16 protein-coding genes and 2 pseudogenes are annotated in these 18,754 nt (G+C 70.8%); 6 read left to right on the top strand and 12 right to left on the bottom strand.

Going from position 1 to position 18,754, the window contains the following annotated elements; genetic code table 11:
- Positions 1-22: 22 nt before the first annotated feature.
- From ACZ6K0_RS13060 to ACZ6K0_RS13050, 3 genes are all read right to left on the bottom strand, one after another.
- A complete protein-coding gene (locus ACZ6K0_RS13060; RefSeq protein ID WP_469232067.1) occupies positions 23-706 on the bottom strand; it encodes a DUF305 domain-containing protein in 684 nt (227 codons plus the stop codon).
- An 86-nt stretch (positions 707-792) separates the two neighbouring features.
- Complete coding sequence (locus ACZ6K0_RS13055; protein WP_376399380.1) at positions 793-1,185, bottom strand: DUF6153 family protein; 393 nt, start codon at positions 1,183-1,185, stop codon at positions 793-795.
- A gap of 92 nt (positions 1,186-1,277) precedes the next feature.
- Positions 1,278-1,622, bottom strand: coding sequence for a tetratricopeptide repeat protein (locus ACZ6K0_RS13050; protein WP_469232065.1), 345 nt, complete (start codon positions 1,620-1,622; stop codon positions 1,278-1,280).
- Positions 1,623-1,725: 103 nt separating this feature from the next.
- Here ACZ6K0_RS13050 and ACZ6K0_RS13045 point away from each other — a divergent pair, with 103 nt between their 5' ends.
- Positions 1,726-2,691: a pirin family protein gene (locus tag ACZ6K0_RS13045; protein WP_469232063.1), complete on the top strand. Its 966-nt coding sequence runs from the start codon at positions 1,726-1,728 to the stop codon at positions 2,689-2,691.
- A gap of 271 nt (positions 2,692-2,962) precedes the next feature.
- Here the strand turns inward: ACZ6K0_RS13045 and ACZ6K0_RS13040 are convergent, their stop codons facing one another.
- Positions 2,963-3,421 carry a DUF6326 family protein gene (locus tag ACZ6K0_RS13040; protein WP_469232061.1) on the bottom strand — a complete coding sequence of 153 codons (459 nt, stop codon included), beginning with the start codon at positions 3,419-3,421 and terminating at the stop codon, positions 2,963-2,965.
- Between the two features lie 243 nt (positions 3,422-3,664).
- Here ACZ6K0_RS13040 and ACZ6K0_RS13035 point away from each other — a divergent pair, with 243 nt between their 5' ends.
- The gene (locus ACZ6K0_RS13035) at positions 3,665-4,723 is read left to right on the top strand and encodes a sensor histidine kinase (RefSeq protein WP_469575928.1); all 1,059 of its coding nucleotides are present in this window, start codon (positions 3,665-3,667) and stop codon (positions 4,721-4,723) included.
- A complete protein-coding gene (locus tag ACZ6K0_RS13030) occupies positions 4,720-5,376 on the top strand; it encodes a response regulator (RefSeq protein WP_469232059.1) in 657 nt (218 codons plus the stop codon). The genes ACZ6K0_RS13035 and ACZ6K0_RS13030 overlap by 4 nt, the downstream gene beginning before the upstream one ends.
- On the opposite strand, the pseudogene ACZ6K0_RS13025 reads toward ACZ6K0_RS13030, so the two are convergent.
- A pseudogene (locus ACZ6K0_RS13025) lies at positions 5,276-5,590 on the bottom strand (integrase core domain-containing protein); the annotation flags it as partial. The gene ACZ6K0_RS13030 and the pseudogene ACZ6K0_RS13025 overlap by 101 nt on opposite strands.
- A gap of 303 nt (positions 5,591-5,893) precedes the next feature.
- Here ACZ6K0_RS13025 and ACZ6K0_RS13020 point away from each other — a divergent pair.
- Positions 5,894-6,058 (top strand): annotated as a pseudogene (locus ACZ6K0_RS13020) (pirin family protein); the annotation flags it as partial.
- Between the two features lie 10 nt (positions 6,059-6,068).
- Here ACZ6K0_RS13020 and ACZ6K0_RS13015 read toward each other — a convergent pair.
- Positions 6,069-7,388 carry a DUF2254 domain-containing protein gene (locus ACZ6K0_RS13015; protein ID WP_469232057.1) on the bottom strand — a complete coding sequence of 440 codons (1,320 nt, stop codon included), beginning with the start codon at positions 7,386-7,388 and terminating at the stop codon, positions 6,069-6,071.
- A gap of 219 nt (positions 7,389-7,607) precedes the next feature.
- Here ACZ6K0_RS13015 and ACZ6K0_RS13010 point away from each other — a divergent pair, with 219 nt between their 5' ends.
- Positions 7,608-9,458, top strand: coding sequence for a glycoside hydrolase family 15 protein (locus tag ACZ6K0_RS13010; RefSeq protein WP_469232056.1), 1,851 nt, complete (start codon positions 7,608-7,610; stop codon positions 9,456-9,458).
- Positions 9,459-9,470: 12 nt separating this feature from the next.
- Here ACZ6K0_RS13010 and ACZ6K0_RS13005 read toward each other — a convergent pair whose 3' ends face one another.
- The 6 genes from ACZ6K0_RS13005 to ACZ6K0_RS12980 form a co-directional block, all read right to left on the bottom strand.
- Positions 9,471-11,246, bottom strand: a complete 1,776-nt coding sequence (locus tag ACZ6K0_RS13005; RefSeq protein WP_469232054.1) for a cation:proton antiporter — start codon at positions 11,244-11,246, stop codon at positions 9,471-9,473.
- A 75-nt stretch (positions 11,247-11,321) separates the two neighbouring features.
- Positions 11,322-12,404: a cytochrome d ubiquinol oxidase subunit II gene (locus tag ACZ6K0_RS13000; RefSeq protein WP_469232052.1), complete on the bottom strand. Its 1,083-nt coding sequence runs from the start codon at positions 12,402-12,404 to the stop codon at positions 11,322-11,324.
- Positions 12,401-13,888 carry a cytochrome ubiquinol oxidase subunit I gene (locus tag ACZ6K0_RS12995; RefSeq protein ID WP_469232051.1) on the bottom strand — a complete coding sequence of 496 codons (1,488 nt, stop codon included), beginning with the start codon at positions 13,886-13,888 and terminating at the stop codon, positions 12,401-12,403. The genes ACZ6K0_RS13000 and ACZ6K0_RS12995 overlap by 4 nt, the downstream gene beginning before the upstream one ends.
- A 42-nt stretch (positions 13,889-13,930) precedes the next feature.
- Positions 13,931-14,779 (bottom strand): SDR family oxidoreductase, encoded by an 849-nt coding sequence (locus ACZ6K0_RS12990; protein WP_469232049.1) that lies wholly within the window; start codon positions 14,777-14,779, stop codon positions 13,931-13,933.
- A gap of 163 nt (positions 14,780-14,942) precedes the next feature.
- Complete coding sequence (locus ACZ6K0_RS12985) at positions 14,943-16,523, bottom strand: GMC oxidoreductase (protein ID WP_469232047.1); 1,581 nt, start codon at positions 16,521-16,523, stop codon at positions 14,943-14,945.
- Between the two features lie 167 nt (positions 16,524-16,690).
- Positions 16,691-17,608 (bottom strand): cyclase family protein, encoded by a 918-nt coding sequence (locus tag ACZ6K0_RS12980; RefSeq protein WP_376399343.1) that lies wholly within the window; start codon positions 17,606-17,608, stop codon positions 16,691-16,693.
- A 288-nt stretch (positions 17,609-17,896) separates the two neighbouring features.
- Here ACZ6K0_RS12980 and ACZ6K0_RS12975 point away from each other — a divergent pair, with 288 nt between their 5' ends.
- Positions 17,897-18,748, top strand: a complete 852-nt coding sequence (locus ACZ6K0_RS12975; protein ID WP_469232045.1) for a universal stress protein — start codon at positions 17,897-17,899, stop codon at positions 18,746-18,748.
- The last annotated feature ends 6 nt before the right edge of the window (positions 18,749-18,754 follow it).

Raw genomic sequence — 18,754 nt, 5'->3', positions numbered from 1 at the left:
TGATAGTGAGGGTGCGGGCCGGTCAGAGCCGGTCGAGGATCTTCCGCAGCTCGGCGATCTCGGTGGACTGGGTCCGGACGACGTCGTCGGCGAGCTTCTTCGCCGAGGCGTTCCGCCCGTCCTTCTGCTCGTCCTTCGCCATGGCGACGGCGCCGTCGTGGTGGGCGATCATCAGCTGGGCGAACTTCCGGTCGAAGGCCTCGCCCTTGACGGCCGACAGGTCCTTCATGTCCTGCTCGGACATCATCCCGGCCATGCCGTGGCCGCCCCCGGAACCGTGAGCGGCCCCGGCCGACTCGGGCTTGCCCCAGCCCTTGAGCCAGGCCTTCATCTTCTGGATCTCCGGGTCCTGCGCCTGCTCGATCGCGGCGACGAGCTTCTTGACCTCGGGGTCCTCGGCGCGGCCGTCGGCGAGCTTCGCCATCTCCAGGGCCTGCTCGTGGTGGGGGATCATCATCTGGGCGAACATGACGTCCGCGTCGTTGAAGGCGCCGGGCGCGGCGGCCTCGGCGGAGGCGGAGGCGGGCGCCGAAGCGGAAGCCGAAGCCGAAGCGGAAGCGGGCGCCGAAGCGGAGGCGGACGTCCCGCCGTGGCCCGTACCGCTCATCCCGTCGTCCGTCCCGCAGGCGGCGAGCAGGAGACCGGCGGCCGTGACGGCTCCGGCCAGGGCGAACTTCTCGGCAGTGCGACGCGTGAAGGTGCGCATGGGAGTGATACCTCGTGTGCTGTCGAAAAAAGGGCAGGTCGAAGGCGTGCGCGGGCAGCACGAGGCGCCCGCGGTGGCGGTTCGGCCTAGATCCGCAGGATCGACAGCTGGGCGAGGTCGGGAGGTCGGCGCGGCGGCGCGTGAGGACCACGTACGGGAATCAGCCGCGCGAGGACGAGGGCCAGCCAGTCGGGGTGTCGGGCCAGGGCGGCCCGGACGAGCCCGGCGAGGAGCCAGGCGCCGAGGACGGCCACGCACAGCGTGGTCATGTCCATCCCCGAACCGGGGTCGTGACGCGCGTCGGAACCGCCGTCGTCAGCGCCGTGCGCACCGGCCGGCGCGGCGGCGTGGTGGGCGGCCGCGGTGGTCTCCGTCGTACCGCCGGAGCCCTCGGGGTGGCCGACGGCGTGCATGAGGAACACGCCGAGCGCGAGCACGACGACGAGCAGAAGGTGCGCCAGGGCACCTCCTGCTCGCATTCCGCGCGCTCCGCTTCCGCGTTCCGCCCGCCGTGTACGCAAGACCAGGACCTCCTGGCCCGACCATACCGTGCGGGGGTATCAGAACGGCGTCAGGAAGGGGTCTCGCCCGCCATCGCGGCGGCCATCCGCAGGTGCGGAGCGGCCTCGTCCGCGCGTCCCTGGCGCTCCAGGGTGCGCCCGAGCATCAGCCGGGCGTAGTGCTCGACGGGGTCGCGGTCCAGGACGGCCCGCAGCTCGGTCTCGGCCCGGGAGAGCTGGGCGGAGTGGTAGTAGGCGCGCGCGAGGAGCAGCCGCTGGGCCGTCTGGTCCGGGTGCTCGGCGACGAGGCCGCGCAGGATGCGGACCGCGGTCCCGTACTCCTTGGCGTCGAAGAACAGCTGTGCGCGGTCCCAGCGCTCCCCGGCCGTTCCGAACTCGTAGTACGTGTCGCTCACTTGCTCTTCCTCTCCGGCTTCCCTGATCTGCCACTCTGTGTGACGGTCGACCAGGTCAACAAGCCTGGATGGTTGAACATTCCACTAAGGTAGGTTGAGCGTCATGAGCAATCTTGATCGTCAGGCCGCGTTGACGGTGTGCGGTGGCCGTGGCTTCGTCGTCGCCGAGCCCGTACGAGAGCTCCTCAGCCCGCGCCGCGTCCGGCTCGGGGAGTCGACCGAGGTCCGCAGGCTGCTCCCGAACCTCGGCCGCCGGATGGTCGGCGCGTGGGCGTTCGTCGACCACTACGGCCCCGACGACATCGCCGACGAGCCGGGCATGCAGGTCCCGCCCCACCCGCACATGGGCCTGCAGACCGTGAGCTGGCTCCACGAGGGCGAGGTCCTGCACCGCGACTCCACCGGCAGCCTCCAGACGATCCGGCCGCGCGAGCTGGGCCTGATGACCTCGGGCCGGGCGATCTCCCACTCCGAGGAGAGCCCCCGGCCGCACGCCCGCCTCCTCCACGGCGCGCAGCTCTGGGTCGCGCTCCCCGACGCCCACCGCCACGTGGAGCCCCACTTCCAGCACCACGCCGACCTGCCCCGGGTCACGGCGCCCGGTCTCACGGCGACGGTGATCCTCGGCACCCTCGACGGCGCGGTCTCGCCGGGCACCACGTACTCGCCCCTGGTCGGCGCGGACCTGACCCTGGCGGCCGGCACGGAGACGAACCTCCCGCTGGATCCCGACTTCGAGTACGCGGTCCTGTCCATGTCGGGCGAGGCCCACGTCGACGGCGTCCCGGTCCTGCCCGGCTCCATGCTGTACCTCGGCTGCGGCCGCACCGAGCTCCCCCTGCGCGCCCTGTCCGACGCGGGCCTGATGCTCCTCGGCGGAGAGCCGTTCGAGGAGGAGATCGTCATGTGGTGGAACTTCATCGGCCGATCCGGTGATGAGATCGCACAAGCGCGCGAGGACTGGGAGAAGGGCTCGCCGTTCGGCGAGGTCCACGGCTACGACGGCGCCCGACTGTCCGCCCCGGAGCTCCCCGCCACCCCGCTGAAGCCGCGTGGGCGAGTGCGCTGACCTCGGGAAACGTGTGACGGGACGGGTCGCGCTCGACTGATGGCCGCCGTGCGGGAACCCTTGATCGACTGCCGTCCTTTCGGCCGTGGTTCAGGGGTCCGCCGGGCTCGGGAGGGGTTGAGTGGATTCTCAGGTTCAGATGCGTACGGCAGGGCCTGCTCGGACCGATACCGACCTTTTGCTGACCTTTTCTGGCGCATGATCAACACACGGTTCCGGGTGCTGTCGTTGCAGGCAGGGATTCGACGCTTGTAGCTGAGCGCGAACGGTTTCACGGTCCGGGCTGGTCGCCGTGGTCGCCGACGGTACGGGGCCAGGTCCAGGCGTACCGCACGATGAGGGCGAGAAGGATCAATTCCAGTGCGATACCAAGGCCGTAGAAGTACAGCCAGGACGCGCCCACCGCGTTGAACGCCGTGACGGGAACGTAGAGCGAGGCCACGATGAGGTTCGTGATGCGGTTCGCCCGGGCGGGCAGCGTCGTCGACAGGACGACCATAAAGATGGGGACGGCCATGAGGGCCAGCGCCGTGGTCGAAAAGGTCTGGGAGAGGTCGAACTCGAAGACCTTGCCGTCGAGGATGTCTTTGATGACGCCGGGCGTGAAGAAGTTGAGAATGTCCACGTAGGCGTAGAGGAACATGAAGGCTGTCCACGTCGCGGCGAGCTTGGCTCTCAGCGGGATCCGCTGCTCTTCCAGTGTGGCGCTGGTGGGTTGACGTGTTCTCATAGTGGGCTCCGTTGTTGCGGTGAGGATCGGTAGTTCCACGATCGCTGAGCCCGGCGGCGGGCGCCTCGGCCCGGGGGCTTCGGTTCGCCTGGCCGATGGCATGGTCTCTCTCTCGTTCTTTCGGCGGATACGCCGAGGCGCGACGATGCCTAGGCTGGAGCCGTGGTCACTTTTCGGCGCTCCGTCTGGCATGAGCCGCGGCCTGCTGACGCCCCACCCATCGGTCGTCTGGACTGGCTACTGGTGGGCGTGTTCACGGCCGCCGCCTTGGTCGAGGGCATCGTTCGACCGGGCTTGGCCTGGCGACCACTTGTGACGGTGCTCGCCCTGGCGCTGATGCCTGCCCTGCTCTGGCGGCGGGGCCGCCCCCTCATGGCCGTCCTGGTCGGGTGGGGGGTCGCCGGGCTGCTCTCGGTCCTCCAGCTGACTGCGCACGCCGGGGATCTCGGCCTCTACTCCATGATGGCCGCCGTGATCCTGCTCTACTCCCTGGTGCGGTGGGGCTCGGGACGGGAGATCGTCTTGGGGACGGCGTTCGTGACAGTCGTTGTCGCGCTGGGGATGTACGCCACCTCCGCGGGCTGGGCCGACGTTTTCGGCGGGAGCGTCCTCTTGCTGTTGTTCGTCGCCCTCGCGGTGGTGTTCCGCTACCGCGCGGACCTCTGGCATCGCCAACAGCGCGAGATCCGCAATCAGGAGCGGGTGGCGCTGGCGCGAGAGCTGCACGACACCGTGGCCCACCACGTCTCGGCCATCGCGGTGCAGGCGCAGGCCGGTGGTGTGGTCGCCGGCATCCAGCCTGAGAAGGCTGCCGAGGCCCTGGCCGCGATCGAGTCCGAAGCGTCGCGAACCCTGGAGGAGATGAGATCCATGGTTCGGGTGCTGCGTGAGGAGGAAGCCGTCGCCTACTCACCGCAGCTGGGTGTCGCGGACCTGCCCGCGCTGGCGCGCGCCCACACGACGCCTACCGTCGAGGTCTCGCTGGACGGTTCGTTTGCCCGGCTGGCGCGACCCGTGGACGCCGCGCTCTACCGGCTCGCGCAGGAGTCGCTTACCAACGCCGTACGCCACGCCCGGCGCGCGACCCGCGTCGCGATCGACGTACGCCGGGAGGGCGACGCCGTCAGGCTGCGTGTCATCGACGATGGACAGACCGAGCCGGGGCCGGCCCCGAAGCCTGGGTTCGGCCTGCTGGGCATGGCCGAACGCGCCCAGCTCCTCGGCGGATCGCTCTCCGCGGGGCCGGGGCCCGAGGGTGGCTGGGTGGTCGAGGCCGTGCTGCCGATGGCGGCGTTGGCATGAGCATCCGTGTTGTCGTAGCCGACGACCAGGACTTGGTCCGGACCGGGCTGGTGATGATCCTCGGCGCGCAACCCGACCTCGAGGTCGTGGGGGAGGCGGCAGACGGGATCGCAGCGCTCGACCTGGCGACCCGGCTGCGTCCCGATGTCCTCCTCGTCGACATCCGGATGCCCGGGCTCGACGGCGTCGAGGTGACGCGGCGTCTGGCCGGGCCAGGCGTGACGGACCCGATGGCGGTCGTCGTGATCACCACCTTCGACCTCGATGAGTACGTCCTCGGCGCCCTACGCGCCGGCGCCCGCGGCTTCCTGCTCAAGAACGCCGGGCCGGAGCTCCTCGTGCAGGCCATCCACGCGGCGGCCAACGGGGACGCGCTGATCGCCCCCAACGTCACCCGCCGGCTGCTGGCGACCTTCGCCGACCAGACGCCGGTGGTACCCGTCCAGCCGAGCAACCCGCTCACCGAGCGCGAGGAGGAGGTGCTCGCGCTGGTGGCACGAGGCCGGACCAACGCCGAGATCGCCACCCAGCTCTTCGTCAGCCTGAGCACGGTCAAGACCCACGTCGCATCGTTGATGACCAAGCTCGGCGCACGCAACCGCGTCGAGATCGCGATGTGGGCACACGACACCAGGCGCGTGAGAGGCGATTAGCGCGGATCGCAGCGTAGGCACCTGGGGTTCGCTGGCCCAGCGATGAGCGCGGCCGGTCGTGGTCGTACTCCTCCTTCCAGTCGCCGATGGTGACCCTGGCGTGGGCCAGGGACCAGAACAGGTGGATGCTGAGGCATTCGTCGCGCAGGCGACCGTTGAAGGACTCGATGAAGGGGTTGCGCCACGGTTCCCCGGGTGGGATGAACAGGCAGCCGCGCACGCTCTCCGGCCTCCTGTCGGACCACCGACATGACCGCCGCCGGCGTCGATCCGCGCTGGCGGGCGTTCTTGCGACGCTTCGACTCGTCGCGCACGCCCACCTGCGGCTCGCCAGGCCGCTTGCCGAGGACATTCGCCGGCCTTGGGACCGACCGCTGGAACCGAGCAGGCTCACCCCGGCCCGGGTCCGCCGAGGTGGTGGCCATGGTGGTTGACTCCCGGGCGTCTTGCTGACCTTTTGCTGACCTCGGATGGTGGATCGGGCCTCTGAGCTGGGATGAAACGGCAATCCCGTGCTATGTGGTGGAACTTCGTGGGCCGCACGGACGAGGAGATCAGGAAGGCCCGAGAGGAGTGGATGGCGACCGACCGCTTCGGCGAGGTCAAGGGCTACGACGGCGACCGCCTGGACGCCCCGGAGGTTCCCGTCGCCCACCTCAAGGCGCGGGGACGCGTGCGCTGACCGGACTCGCTCAGGGGCCGTCCGGTGAAGGCGGCGCAGGGGGGCGGGGGAGGGGCCGCCCGCCGATGCCCTGGTGGTCGGCCTGTTCCGCGATTGCCCGGCGGGCCCGGTCGGTGAACTCGCGCTCGATCGAATCCTGGAGGAGGAGCAGCTGCGTGCGCACGGCGGAGTGCCGCGATGACGGCAGGACGTCGAGCAGGCCGTCCAGCATGGCCCGGAGCCTCCGGCAGATCTGCACGGACGAACCCCCGTAGTCACGGATCTCGCAGACGGCGAGCTCCAGATAGCTGTCCCAGTCCCTGCCCGGGAGCACGAGCCGGGCGGCCCCGTCGCGATCGGCCAGGACGTACCGTCCGGGGAGCCGGACGCCGCCCACCGTGTGCAGGAACCACTCGATGTAGTTGATGACCTGCACCGCGGTCGTGGGGTCGTTCACCGCGGGAGAGAGGGCCCTGATCGCGACGTCGACGAGGACCCTCAGCGCGAAGGCGGGATCCTGTTCGATCGTGCGCTCGGGGCCGAGGGCGATGAAACCGGTCACCCGCTCCGGGTCCGGTCCGGACGTGCCGCCGTGGACCTCCACGAGCACGGTGCCGGGCGGTACGAAGTCTCCGATCAGCCGGGTCACGACGAAGACGCAGTCGTGGCGGGCCGCCTCCTCGACCAGGCCGGGCACGTTGAAGGCCTGAATCGCTCCGCCGCGCACCGTACGAATGCGCGTCACGGGACCGTCGGACGGCACGGATCCTTCGCCGCGAGGCCTGGCGCCCCGGATCGCCGCGGCGCCCTCGGTGAAGACGGTCTCTCCCAGATGAGCGACCAACTCCGCGATGGCCACGGGCCGGAGGCTGTGGGTGAACCGGTTGAGGTAGACGAGCAGGAGGACCAGGCTGACGGCCACCGCCGCGCCGGCCAGGGTGACCCCGAGGTCGGGCACCGACGCGGTCTCGACGCTCCGCAGCAGGGAGAAGGAGAACGCGAACGTCCCGGTGAAGGTCGCCAGAACCGCCTTCTGCAGCCGGTCCCGGTACCAGAGGCGCATGTACCGGGGGGAGAGGGTTCCCGTGGCCTGCTGCACCACCAGCACACCGATCGTGACGACGAACCCGAGCAGCGCCACCATCGCGCCCACGATGGCGGTGAGCACACCGCTCGCGGTCGTCGCGGAGTAGTGCCAGCCGCTCGGCGGCCAGTCCGCGCTGTCGGCGGCCAGGGCGGCCTCGGCGAGAGCGGCGCCGAGGACGAGACCGAGCATCGGCACGATCCACAGGCTGGCCTTGACGTACTGCCTCAACCGGAACCTGGCCGCCCAGGACATCCTGACACCCATGCCACGCCCCCTTCGCGGGAGGAGTAGGTGCTCGGCCTCCCCCTCACGGTAGGGCGATTCCCGGACCCGCGCGCAACGGCGGCGCCGTCACCCCGCGTCACGCTCTCGCCAGGACGGAGCCACACCCCTCGGCCTAAGCTGAGGAATGCCCTCCGGCCGCCTCGCCCCCGGTGCGCAGAAGCCCGGCATGGGGTCGGCCGGGGCTGAAAGGGGCCCGCGATGGAGGACTATCCGCTGATCGAGGACCACGGTCTGATCGGAGATCTGCAGACCGCTGCGCTCGTGACGACCGATGGGACGATCGACTGGTTCTGTTGCCCCCGGTTCGATTCGCCCAGTGTCTTCGGCGCCCTGCTCGACCGGCGCAAGGGCGGTCACTTCACCGTGCGGCCGGTTGCCGACACGTACACGACCAAACAGCTCTACCACCCGGACACGGCTGTTCTGGTGACGCGCTTCATGACCGAGGCAGGGGCGGGGGAGGTCGTCGACTTCATGCCGGTGACGGGAACCACCGCGACCGACCGGCACCGTCTCGTCCGGATGCTCCGCTGCGTACGCGGCAGCATCACGTTCGAAGGGGAGTTCGCTCCGCGCTTCGACTACGGCCGCAAGCCGCACGAACTGCACGCCACCGAACACGGCGCGCTGTTCACCTCGGACGACCTGGACTTCGCCGTCCACCCCGTCCGCGAGCCGCAGGACGAGCGCCTGCTGAACATCCGCCTGGGAGACCACCACGACCTGCGCTTCTCCCTGAGCCTGCGGGCGGGGCAACAGCGCGGCCTGGTCCTGGAATCGGCCCCCGACGGGCCGCCGCGGGAGATCCCCCTGGACGAGTTCGAGCGCCTCTTCGACCAGACGGTCCACTTCTGGCGCTCCTGGCTGGGGCAGTCCACCTACTCCGGGCGCTGGCGGGAGGCGGTGGAACGATCGGCCGTGACGCTGAAGCTCATGACGTACGCGCCGACCGGCGCCCTGGTCGCCGCGCCCACGGCGGGCCTCCCCGAGCAGCTGGGCGGCGAGCGCAACTGGGACTACCGGTTCACCTGGATCCGTGACGCCTCGTTCTCGGTGTACGCCCTGCTCGGCCTGGGATTCAAGGAAGAGGCGTCGGCGTTCATCGACTGGCTGCACGACCGGGTGAAGCAGGAGGCCGGCCAGGAGAGCGGCTCGGGGCCGCTGAACATCATGTACCGGGTCGACGGCTCCACCGACCTGGTCGAGGAGACGCTCGACCACTGGGAGGGATACCGCGGCTCCGCCCCGGTCCGCATCGGCAACGGAGCGGCGAACCAGCTCCAGCTGGACATCTACGGCGAGGCACTCGACAGCATCTACTTCGCGCACGAGCACGGCATGCATCTCGACCACGGCGGCTGGAAGGCCCTGCACACCCTGCTCGACTGGCTGGCCGGGCACTGGGATCAGCCCGGCGAAGGGCTGTGGGAGACGCGCGGGGGCCGGAAGGACTTCACCTACGGCCGTGTCATGTCCTGGGTGGCCTTCGACCGCGCCCTGCGGATCGCCTACGACGACGGCCGTCCCGCGGCCGGCGGCGTCTGGACCGGCGCGCGGGACGCGATCTACGAGCAGGTGTACGAGCGCGGCTGGGACCCGGGGAAGCGGGCCTTCGTGCAGCACTACGGCGACGACGTGCTCGACTCGTCGCTGCTGCGCATGCCGACGGTCGGCTTCATCACGCCGGACGATCCCATGTGGAAGACCACGCTCGACGCGATGGAGCGCGAACTGGTCAGCGACAGCCTCGTCTACCGCTACAACCCCGAGGCGTCCCCCGACGGGCTGCGCGGTTCCGAGGGAACCTTCTCCCTGTGCACGTTCATGTACGTCGACGCCCTGGCCCGGGCCGGGCGCCTCGACATGGCCAGGCTCGTGCTGGAGAAGATGCTCACCTACGCCAACCACCTGGGGCTGTACTCCGAGGAGATCGACCTGACGGGACGGCAGTTGGGGAACTTCCCGCAGGCCTTCACCCATCTGGCACTGATCGACGCCGCGATCACCCTGGACGCGATGCTTCGGGACGCGCGGCGCGGCGGCGCGTAGACGGCGGGAGTCTCAGCGCGGTGCGGTCGTGGGCGCGGGCCCGAGGAGGACGACGGTGTCACCGTCCTGAGGCACGGCCTGCTGTCTCTCCGTGACGGGGTCCAGCCGGTGGTCGGCCCGGACCACGAACAGCGTGTCGTACTCCGGCGGCAGGGCGGCGGCGGCCGGCTGCACGGCGAACCGGGCGCCCTGCCCGTAGCGCTCCGCGAGGACGTGGCGTACCAGGGAGCTGCCGAAGAGGATGTCGCCGCCGGTGTACGGAGCGACCACGCCGTGGCTGTCGTGCGGCGGCCCCACCCGGTAGACGGGTCCCTCGACGTTGTCCTGCATGACGATCGAGGCGAGCGCGTTGAAGTCGTCGTCGTCGGTGGCCAGGAAGACGGCCGTCACGCCCTCCAGTCGGGCCCCGGGGTTGATGGCCGTGGCGAGCAGATCGCCCTTCGCCAGGTCCAGGCCCGCCGCCTTGATCCGTTCCCGTTCCTCGTCGAGCCCCGCCCACATCAGTACGTCGAGGCCCGCGGACCGCAGGGCCCTGCCCAGGTCGACCACCCACGGCTCGCCACCCACGAGGAGGACGCGGGTGCCCTCCGCCTTGACGACCCCCAGCCGTCTGGCCACCGGCGCCGCCGTCAGTGCGTAGAGCAGAACGGTCCCCACGATCACCAGGAAGGTGACGGGGAGGAGCTTCGCCGCCCCGGGCACGCCCCGTTGCACCAGGCCGGAGGAGAAGGCCGACGCCGTCGCCGCCGCGACGATGCCACGTGGGTCCATCCAGCCGACGAAGGCGCGTTCGCCGCGTGTGAGGTCCGTGCGCGCCGCGGCGCCGAAGGCCACGATCGGGCGGACCACCAGGACGAGGATCGCGATCAGGACGAGCGCCGGAAGGAGGACCGGCACCAGGGACGCCGGGGTGACGGTGGAGGAGATGGAGACGAACAGCAGTCCGATGATCAGCTGGACCAGGGTCTCCAGGAAGGGGCGGCGTGCGGGCATGTCGAAGCCCTTGATGTTGGACACGGCGAGGCCCGCCACGATCGCCGCGATGAGCCCCGTGTCGTCCCGCACGATGTCGCAGCCCGCCGAGATGCCGATGACGACGGCGAGCTGGGCCAGTGTTCCCAGCGTCTCGCCGAGCCGCAGGGTGCGCAGGGTGAACCACAGCAGGGCGGTTCCCACGACCCCGCCCGCCAGCCCGACGGCGAGGCTGAACCCGAACTGGCCCAACTGGTAGCCCCGGCCGATGTCGATCCGGTGCGTGGAGGCGATCGCGTGGAAGGTGAGGGCGCCGAGGATGGCGCCGATCGGGTCGGTCAGCGTCCCCTCCCAGATCAGGATGCGCCGCACCTTGTCGCTCGGCCGTACGAAGTCGAGGATCGGCCCCACGACCGTGGGCCCCGAGACGACGAGGATCATGCCGAGCATCGCGGCCACGCGCAGGGTCATGTCGAACATCGCCGGTGCCACCGTCCCGGTGACGAGGAAGGTGAGCAGCACGCCGTACACGAGCAGCCTGCCCACGATCCCGCGCGTGTGGTGGGCCAGCTTGCGCAGGTCGAGCCCCAGGCCGGCGTCGTAGAGGATCACCGCGACGGACAGCGACACGATGGCGGAGAAGTCCGGCCCCAGCAGGTTCTCCGGGTGAACGACGTCCGTGAGCGCGCCGGCGGTGAACCCGGCGGGCAGCAGGATGATCAGGGCCGGGACGCGCAGTTTGCTCGCCAGGATCTGCGAGCCGGTGGCGAGCACCACCGTCAGGGCGAGTCCGAGGAGGATCTCGTCGTCGGTCACTGCGGCTTCCTCCGTCGGAGTGCGGGAGCGAAAGGACGCCCGGCGGGGGCGGGGGCGGGGGTCGGGGACAGGGGTTCAGTCGTCGTGTGTCGCACCGTCACCGGTTCCACGGATGCCACGGGTTCCGCCGGTGCCGCTTCCTGTGCCCAGTTCGGCGTCGGTGAGCTCCTCCAGCTCGCCGTGGGCGTCCAGCCAGTAGAGGAAGACGACGGCCGGTACGACGAGCAGCAGGGCGACGAGGGTCACGACCGCCAGCCACGTCAGGGTGGCGGGCGCGCCGGCGGCGTCGGCGACGGTCAGCGAGGTGGGCAGCAGATAGGGGCGCTGGGCCATGCCCCAGGCGAGGACCGCGGACGCGACGACCCCGACCGCCGCGACGCGCAGCCACGTGCCCGGTGTCCGCAGGAGCAGGGCGCCGGTCGCGAGTGCGGCCACTCCGGCGGCGGCGACGAAGAGCAGCCCCAGGCCGTGGGTGAGGCCGTGCCACACGTAGGGGGAGTCCTCGTGGGTGACGAACCCGGTGACCACGGCCAGGACGGTCAGCGCGCCGAGACCGCCCAGCGCCCGCCGTCTGAAGTAGCCGATGAGATCGGGTGCCTCGAACCTGCGGGCGTCACCGGTGAGGAACACCGCGCCGAGGAAGGCCGTGGTCGCGATCGCCACCAGCCCGAACACGAGGGAGGTGGGGTTGGTCCAGGCGTCGGCCGAGGCCGTGGTGCCGGGCGTGACGCGTCCCGAGGCGATGCCTCCGACGGCGGTTCCGAGGAAGAACGGCGTCACGAGCGAGGCCACGGCGAACACGGCACCGTACAGGCGCCGTCCGGCGAGCCGCCGGGTGGGCTTGCGGAAGGCGAATCCGGCGCCCCGCAGGACCATGCCCACGACCGCCAGGGCCAGCGGCAGCCACATCGCGGAGAACACGGTCTGGAAGAGGGTGGGGAAGCCGGTCCACATGACGACGAGGACGAAGATGAGCCAGACGTTGTTCACCTCCCACACGGGGGCCATGGCGTGGTCGATGAGCCACCGGGGGCGCCGGCCGCGTTCGGTCCCTCCGGCGGTCAGATCCCAGAAGCCGGCGCCGTAGTCCGTGCCTCCGGCGCAGGCGTACGCGACCACGGCGAGGAGCAGCACCACGGCGATGAGGTCGGCGGTCATGGGCGGTCTTTCCCGGTGCCGGCGGTTCCGCCCGCGGTGGCGGCGGAGGCGTCCTGCGGGGCCCGCGGCCCGTAGGGGGTGTCGGCCTCGGGCTCCAGCGCCGCACCACCACCGCCACCACCCGCCGCATGCTGTTCGTCCGCGAGCCGCCAGCGCGTGCGCATCGTGAGCAGGATGCGGACGAACGTGCCGAACAGGAGGACGTACACCACCATGACGACGCCGAGCATGATCCACAGGGTGCCGGAGCGGGTCGGCGTCACCGCCTCGGCGACCCGCATGTTCTGGTACACGATCCAGGGCTGGCGTCCCACCTCGGTGGCGATCCAGCCGCACTCGACGGCCACCACGGAGGCCACGCCCGCGCAGGCCGCCGAGCGGTAGAACCACGGCGAGGCGGGCAGCCGCCGGTGCCGCAGCCAGACGAACCCGTACCAGAGGGCGAGTACCACCAGCACGGATCCGATCAGGACCATGAGGTCGAAGGCCCAGTGGGCGATGGTCGCCTGTGTCGCGGTGGGGCGCTGGTCCGCCGGGACGGAGGTCAGGCCCACCACCCGGGTGTTCGGACTGAACCCTGCCAGGACCGAGTCGAGCAGCGGGATCTTGATGCCGCCCGAGACGCTGCCGTCCTCGTTCAGGCGCCCGAAGAGGTACTCCGGAACCCGGGTGTCGGTCTTCCAGACGATCTCCAGCGCGGCGAACTTCACCGGCTGCTTGTGGAACACCGACCGGGCGATGGAGTCGCCGAGGACGAACTGCACCGGGGTGGCGACGGCGGCGATGGTGAAGGGGACGGCGAAGCCGAGCCGGTGGTAGTGGTCCCGGCGGCCGCGCAGCCAGCCGGTGGCGTACACCCCGGCCACCATGAAGCCCGCGGTGATGATCATCGCCACGACGAAGTGCCAGTACTGAGGTCCGAACATCGGCGTGAAGATCGCCTTCCAGACGTTCACGTCGACCGGATTGCCCTCGGAGTCGAGCGAGAAGCCCTGCGGCGTGTTCATCCAGGAATTGGCGGCGAGGATGCCGAACGCCCCGAGCAGGGCGGTGAACGGCAGGGGCAGCCCGAGCAGGAAATGGGTCCGCGGCTTCAGCCGCCGCCATCCGTACAGGTAGACGGCGATGAGCACGGCCTCCAGGAAGAAGGCCCAGGCCTCGACGCCGAACCCGATGCCGAAGACATCACCCCACCGTCCCATCAGGCCGGGCCAGAGCAGACCGAACTCGAACGACAGCACCGTGCCGGTGACGATCCCGAGCGCGAACTGCACCGCCATGACGGCCGACCAGCGCCGGGCCAGGAGCAGGGCCGTGGCGTCCCCGCGGCGCAGCCCGCGGTAGTGCATGACCAGGGTGATGAAGGGGAAGGCGACGCCGAGGGGGACCAGGATGATGTGGGAGGCCAGCGTGAAGGCCATGAGTTCCCGGGCCGGCAGGAGTTGGGCCGGGGCCTCCGCCAGCAGGTGGAGCGAGGTGGACATGCAAGCCTTCGCTGTTCGTGAACGTGACGGGCCGGGAGACGGTCAGCCGCCCGTGGCGAAGCCCGGGAAGAGGGTCATGCCGCCGTCGACGTACAGGGTGGTTCCCACCACGTAGTCCATGAGGTCGGAGGCGAGCGCGACGACGGCGTTGGCGATGTCCTCGGGGTCGCCGATCCGGTCGTACGGAATGAGCCGCAGGAGGTCCTCCCGCGCTTCGGGCGTCTCCCAGGCGGCCCGGTTGATCGGCGTCCTGATCGCCCCCGGGGCGACCGCGTTCACCCGGATCTTCTCCGGTGCCAGCTCCTGGGCCAGGGTCTGCATCATCATCTGCACCCCGCCCTTGGAGGACGCGTAGTTGACGTGGCCCGCCCAGGGGATGAGCTGGTGCACCGAACTCATGCAGATGATCTTCCCGGCGGAGCGGGACACCTCGGGGACCACGCCCCGGCGCCGGAACTCCCTGGCCGCCTCCCGCGCACACAGGAACTGGCCGGTGAGATTGACGTCGAGGACCTTCTGCCACTGGGCGAGGGTCATCTCGGTGAGCGGGGCGTCACGCTGCAGCCCCGCGTTGGCCACGAGGATGTCGAGGGTGCCGAACTCCCGGACCATCCGGTCCGTCATGGCGACGACCTGGTCGTCCCGGGACACGTCGGCCTCGTACGCGGCGGCGCGCACCCCGAACGAGGAGATCTCCCGGACCACTTCCTCGGCGGCCTCGCGGCCCGTCACGTAGTTCACGACCACGTCGGCGCCCGCCCGGCCCAGACCGATGGCCGTGGCCTTGCCGATGCCCGAGTTGGCGCCGGTGACCAGAGCCTTCTGGCCGTGCAGCAGACGCGCCGGGATCACACTCGGTGATGCCGACGATGCCCCCACAGTGGAATCCATTCCCTGCCTCCTCGCTGCGCGGTCGCCCTGAGCCCGGGGCCGGCGCGGCCGGGCAGCAGCTCACGCAACCACCCGACGGGGCGGTCGGCCTCTCCTGCGGGCCGCCCTTGGGCCGTTGGGCCCAGCATCTTCGTCCGGACGGACCAACGGCCGGCCGCCGCACTCAACCCAGCCGGGCCAGGAGGTGGTCCCCGACCCGGAGGGCGTTGGCGATGGCCGTCAAGGACGGGTTGACCGCGCCGATGCTCGGGAAGAAGCTCGTGTCGACGACGTACAGGTTGTCGAGGTCGTGGGCCTTGCAGTCGACGTCGAGCGCGGAGGCGGCGGGGTCGGTGCCGAAGCGGACGGTGCCCGCCTGGTGCGCCGTCGCACCGATCGGCATGCCCTTGTGCAGGTAGATGCTGCGGGACAGCAGGTGGTGCTCGTGCATGCCGAGGTGGCCGAGCATGCCCTGAAGCTTGTGCCGCAGCCGCCGCAGGCCTTCGACGTTGTTCTTCTCGTCGAGCGTGAGACGGATGCGGGCGTCGTCGTCGAGCGTGACGCGGTTGTCGGGCAGGGGAAGGTCCTCGCCGCAGAGCCAGAAGTCGACGGCGTGACGGGCCAGCACCTCGAACGGCATGTCGGGTGTCACCGCGCCGGCCCACCGGGGGGCCTCGCCGTGGATCTGTTCGGCGTCCGACTTGCCCAGCATCTGGATGCCGCCCAGCGGGAAGTCCCAGTCCTCCGCGCCGAGATACCAGTCGTTGAGGGCGAGGGTCTTCTGGAACCGGGTGTCGTTGGGTTCCTTCGACACCGCCATCAGAGCGAGGTTGTTGTGCCGCATGTAGAACCGGCCGACCACGTCCGAGCTGTTGGCGAGGCCACGGGGATGGTGCTCGTTCGCCGAGGCCAGCAGCAGCGCCGCGGAGTTGACCGCCCCGCAGGAGACGACCACCACGTCCGCCGTGTACCGGACCTCGGAACCGTCCGCCAGCCGGCCGACGACCGCGCTGACGCTGCGTCCCCGGGCATCCGTCTCCAACCGGACCACCTGGGTGTCCGTGACCATCTCGACGTTGGGGTGCTCCAGGGCCGGTGCCACACAGATCACCTCGGCGTCGGACTTGCCGCGCACCAGACACGGGAAGCCGTCGACCCGGTCGCACCGGATGCAGACACTGGAGTGGGTGGCCCGCCCCCCGTTCTCCTGGGTCAGATCGACACCGATCGGCAGGTGGAACGGGTGCAGGCCACGCCGCTCCAGATCGTCGCTCAGCTGCTGGATGCGCGACTCGTGCTCCACGGGAGGACGGATGTACTGCGCGCTGACCGGGCCTTCGCCGGGATCCTCGCCGTGCCGTCCGTGCACGAGGTACAGGTGCTCGGCCTGCGTGTAGTACGGCTCCAGATCCTCGTACCGGATCGGCCAGGCCGGGGAGACACCGCCGTGATGGCGGATCTCGCCGAAGTCCTCGGGCCGCAGCCGGAACAGGGCGGCGCCGTAGAACTTGGTGTTGCCACCGACGTAGTAGTTGACCTCGGGCGGGAACTCGTCGCCGTTCCTGTCCAGCCAGAACTCCGGCGCACGGTACTTGCCCCTGACGAACACGGCCGTCGAGTCCCAGTTGTCCCGCTCGCGCGGGAGGTAGCCGCCGCGTTCGACCAGGAGGACGCGCTTCCCGGACGGGGCGAGCCGATGGGCGAGCGTGCCTCCGCCCGCGCCGGTGCCGATGACGATCACGTCGTAGTGAGGGGCGTCGCCCATGGCGACCACCGTCCTTGGAATCGCGGTTCTCGGAATCACGGTCCCGACCTGGTGTCAGGCACCTGGCGCCCCGGCGGGCGGGGGTCCGGCGGCCCCACCTCTCTCGAACCTAGCGGCCCTCCTCGCGGACGGCGACCGGAGCGGCGGTCCCTGGCGCCGGGCCCCGTTCACAGCACCGCCAGCGGGTTCACGGGCGACCCCGTGGCCCCGGGCAGCCGCAGCGGGGCGACCACACAGAGAAAGCTCCAGCGCCCGGCCCGCGCGCAGACCGGGACGAGCTCCTCGAAGCTCAGGTAGTCCATGAGGTGGATCCCCATGGCGTGGATGGCCAGGACGTGTACGGGGAAGGCGGCGCCCTCCGCCAGGCTGGGCGCGGTGTCGTTGTTGCCGTCCCCGCCCAGAACGGTCACCTCGCGATCGGCCAGGAACTCCACGGCGGTCGGGTGAAGGCCCGCCCGTGCTCGGGCGGCGTCCCACGGGCCGAGTTCGGTGCGCCGAAGACGATGCCCGACCCTGACGAACAGCAGGTCGCCCGGTCCGACCCGGACCCCCTGTGCGGCCTCGGCGGCCGTCAGGTCGCCCGAGGTCACGTGGTCGCCCGGTTCCAGCCACGGCACGCCACGCAGCCGCGGGATGTCCAGCAGGACGCCCCGGCCGACGATGCCGTTCCTCAGCACGTCGACGGAGAGCCGACGGGCCCCCTCGGCCGTCACGGTGCTCGCGGGCACCCCGCCGTAGAGGTAGCCGTCGACCACCACATGACAGAGCGCGTCGAGATGACTGTCCGCGTCGCCGTGCACGTTCATGGCGAAGCGGTCCAGGGCGAAGTGGAGCCCGTCCGATCCGAGTTCGCCCGGGATCGGCCCGTTCATCCGGTGCACCGCGGGCTCGGGGTCGTCGGGTCCCCGTACCGTCTCGATCGGAGCCGCCAGCGACACCGTCTCCCCGGCACGGACTTCCGCGGCGGCCGCCGCGACCCGCTCAGGGGTCAGATGACGGAGCGCGCCGCACCGGCCGGTCACGGCCGGCGGAGCCGCCCGGTTCCGGAGCCGCTCGTAGAGCACCCGGAAATCGGGCGCCGACATGCCGCTCGCCGTCGGAGGTTCCACGGACGGGGCCATGCGTACCCTCTCGTCCGGAGTATTCGGAGTCTTCGGAGTATGCGGAGTACTCGGAGTGTCGGACACCTCCAATCTGACCCCCGGCGTCCCCCGGCGCACGTCGACGGGACGACAGGGCCCGTCCCCGCCGTGGCGAAACGGGTCGCCGCCCCCGCATCCCGGTAGCTTCGTGGCCAGGTGCCCTCGCACAAGGATGCCCATCGGCGCCCCTGTGAGGGCCTGTCGACGATGGCCCGAGGCGAGGAGATCAGCATGTCCCGACCTGTCGCGGTGGGAGTGGACGGCTCTGACGGAAGCGTGGCGGCGGTGGACTGGGCCGCCGACGAGGCGGCGCTGCGCGGCGACGGCCTGCGACTGGTGTACGCCACCCGGTGGGCGGAGCATCAACTGGGGGCGATGAAGGTGTCGCACGCGGATCGCGCCGGCGAGGCGGAAGGGGTGCTTGCGGCGACCGAGCGACATGTCGGCTCGCGGCAGCCGGAGCTCGCCCTGACCGCCGACGAGGTCGAGGACGCGCCCGTCAGCGTGCTGCTCGACGCCGCCGCCGCGGCGGAGCTGCTCGTCGTGGGCTCTCACGGGCTGGGGAGCGTCCGCGGGTTCATCGTCGGCTCGGTGGGGCAGGAGGTGATCGCGGCAGCAGCACGTCCCGTGGTTCTCGTCCGCCCCGGATACGAGAAGGACAGGGCCGGTGCGCCCGGGGGGAGCGGCCGCCGGAAGGTGGTCCTCGGCCTCGACGTGAACGACGTCGAGGACGAGCTCGTGGACTTCGCGTTCGACTTCGCCGGCCGGCACGGTGCCCCGCTGGAGATCCTGCACACGTGGCACCACTCCTTCGTCCACCACCCCGACGCGGCCACGAGGGACGACATGGAGGCGGCGCTCTCCGGCGCGGTCCTGCCCTATCGGGACAGGTTCCCGGCGACGGAGGTGACGGTGGTGTCCGCTCCGGGACGGGCGGCCGAGCATCTCATCGAGGCCGCGTCGGACGCGCGCCTGGTGGTCGTCGGCCGGCGCAGGGCGGCCAGGGGCGCCCACATCGGATCGATCACCCACGCGGTCATCCACCACGCCCCCTGTCCTGTCGCCGTCGTACCGCACGCCTGACGGGGA

It is taken from the genome of Streptomyces sp. NPDC042346 (assembly GCF_055581845.1).
The sequence above is the reverse complement of the archived record's forward strand: the minus strand, read 5'-3'. Positions and strand labels throughout refer to the sequence as shown.

Bases quoted from the DNA above. Each gene is read 5' to 3' on its own strand.
- ACZ6K0_RS13055 (WP_376399380.1), bottom strand. From the start codon at position 1,185: ATGCGAGCAGGAGGTGCCCTGGCGCACCTTCTGCTCGTCGTCGTGCTC.
- ACZ6K0_RS12980 (WP_376399343.1), bottom strand. From the start codon at position 17,608: ATGTCGGCGCCCGATTTCCGGGTGCTCTACGAGCGGCTCCGGAACCGG.
- ACZ6K0_RS12990 (WP_469232049.1), bottom strand. From the start codon at position 14,779: ATGGATTCCACTGTGGGGGCATCGTCGGCATCACCGAGTGTGATCCCG.
- ACZ6K0_RS13060 (WP_469232067.1), bottom strand. From the start codon at position 706: ATGCGCACCTTCACGCGTCGCACTGCCGAGAAGTTCGCCCTGGCCGGA.
- ACZ6K0_RS12985 (WP_469232047.1), bottom strand. From the start codon at position 16,523: ATGGGCGACGCCCCTCACTACGACGTGATCGTCATCGGCACCGGCGCG.
- ACZ6K0_RS13040 (WP_469232061.1), bottom strand. From the start codon at position 3,421: ATGAGAACACGTCAACCCACCAGCGCCACACTGGAAGAGCAGCGGATC.
- ACZ6K0_RS13010 (WP_469232056.1), top strand. From the start codon at position 7,608: ATGGAGGACTATCCGCTGATCGAGGACCACGGTCTGATCGGAGATCTG.
- ACZ6K0_RS12975 (WP_469232045.1), top strand. From the start codon at position 17,897: ATGTCCCGACCTGTCGCGGTGGGAGTGGACGGCTCTGACGGAAGCGTG.
- ACZ6K0_RS12995 (WP_469232051.1), bottom strand. From the start codon at position 13,888: ATGTCCACCTCGCTCCACCTGCTGGCGGAGGCCCCGGCCCAACTCCTG.
- ACZ6K0_RS13045 (WP_469232063.1), top strand. From the start codon at position 1,726: ATGAGCAATCTTGATCGTCAGGCCGCGTTGACGGTGTGCGGTGGCCGT.
- ACZ6K0_RS13000 (WP_469232052.1), bottom strand. From the start codon at position 12,404: ATGACCGCCGACCTCATCGCCGTGGTGCTGCTCCTCGCCGTGGTCGCG.
- ACZ6K0_RS13015 (WP_469232057.1), bottom strand. From the start codon at position 7,388: ATGGGTGTCAGGATGTCCTGGGCGGCCAGGTTCCGGTTGAGGCAGTAC.
- ACZ6K0_RS13030 (WP_469232059.1), top strand. From the start codon at position 4,720: ATGAGCATCCGTGTTGTCGTAGCCGACGACCAGGACTTGGTCCGGACC.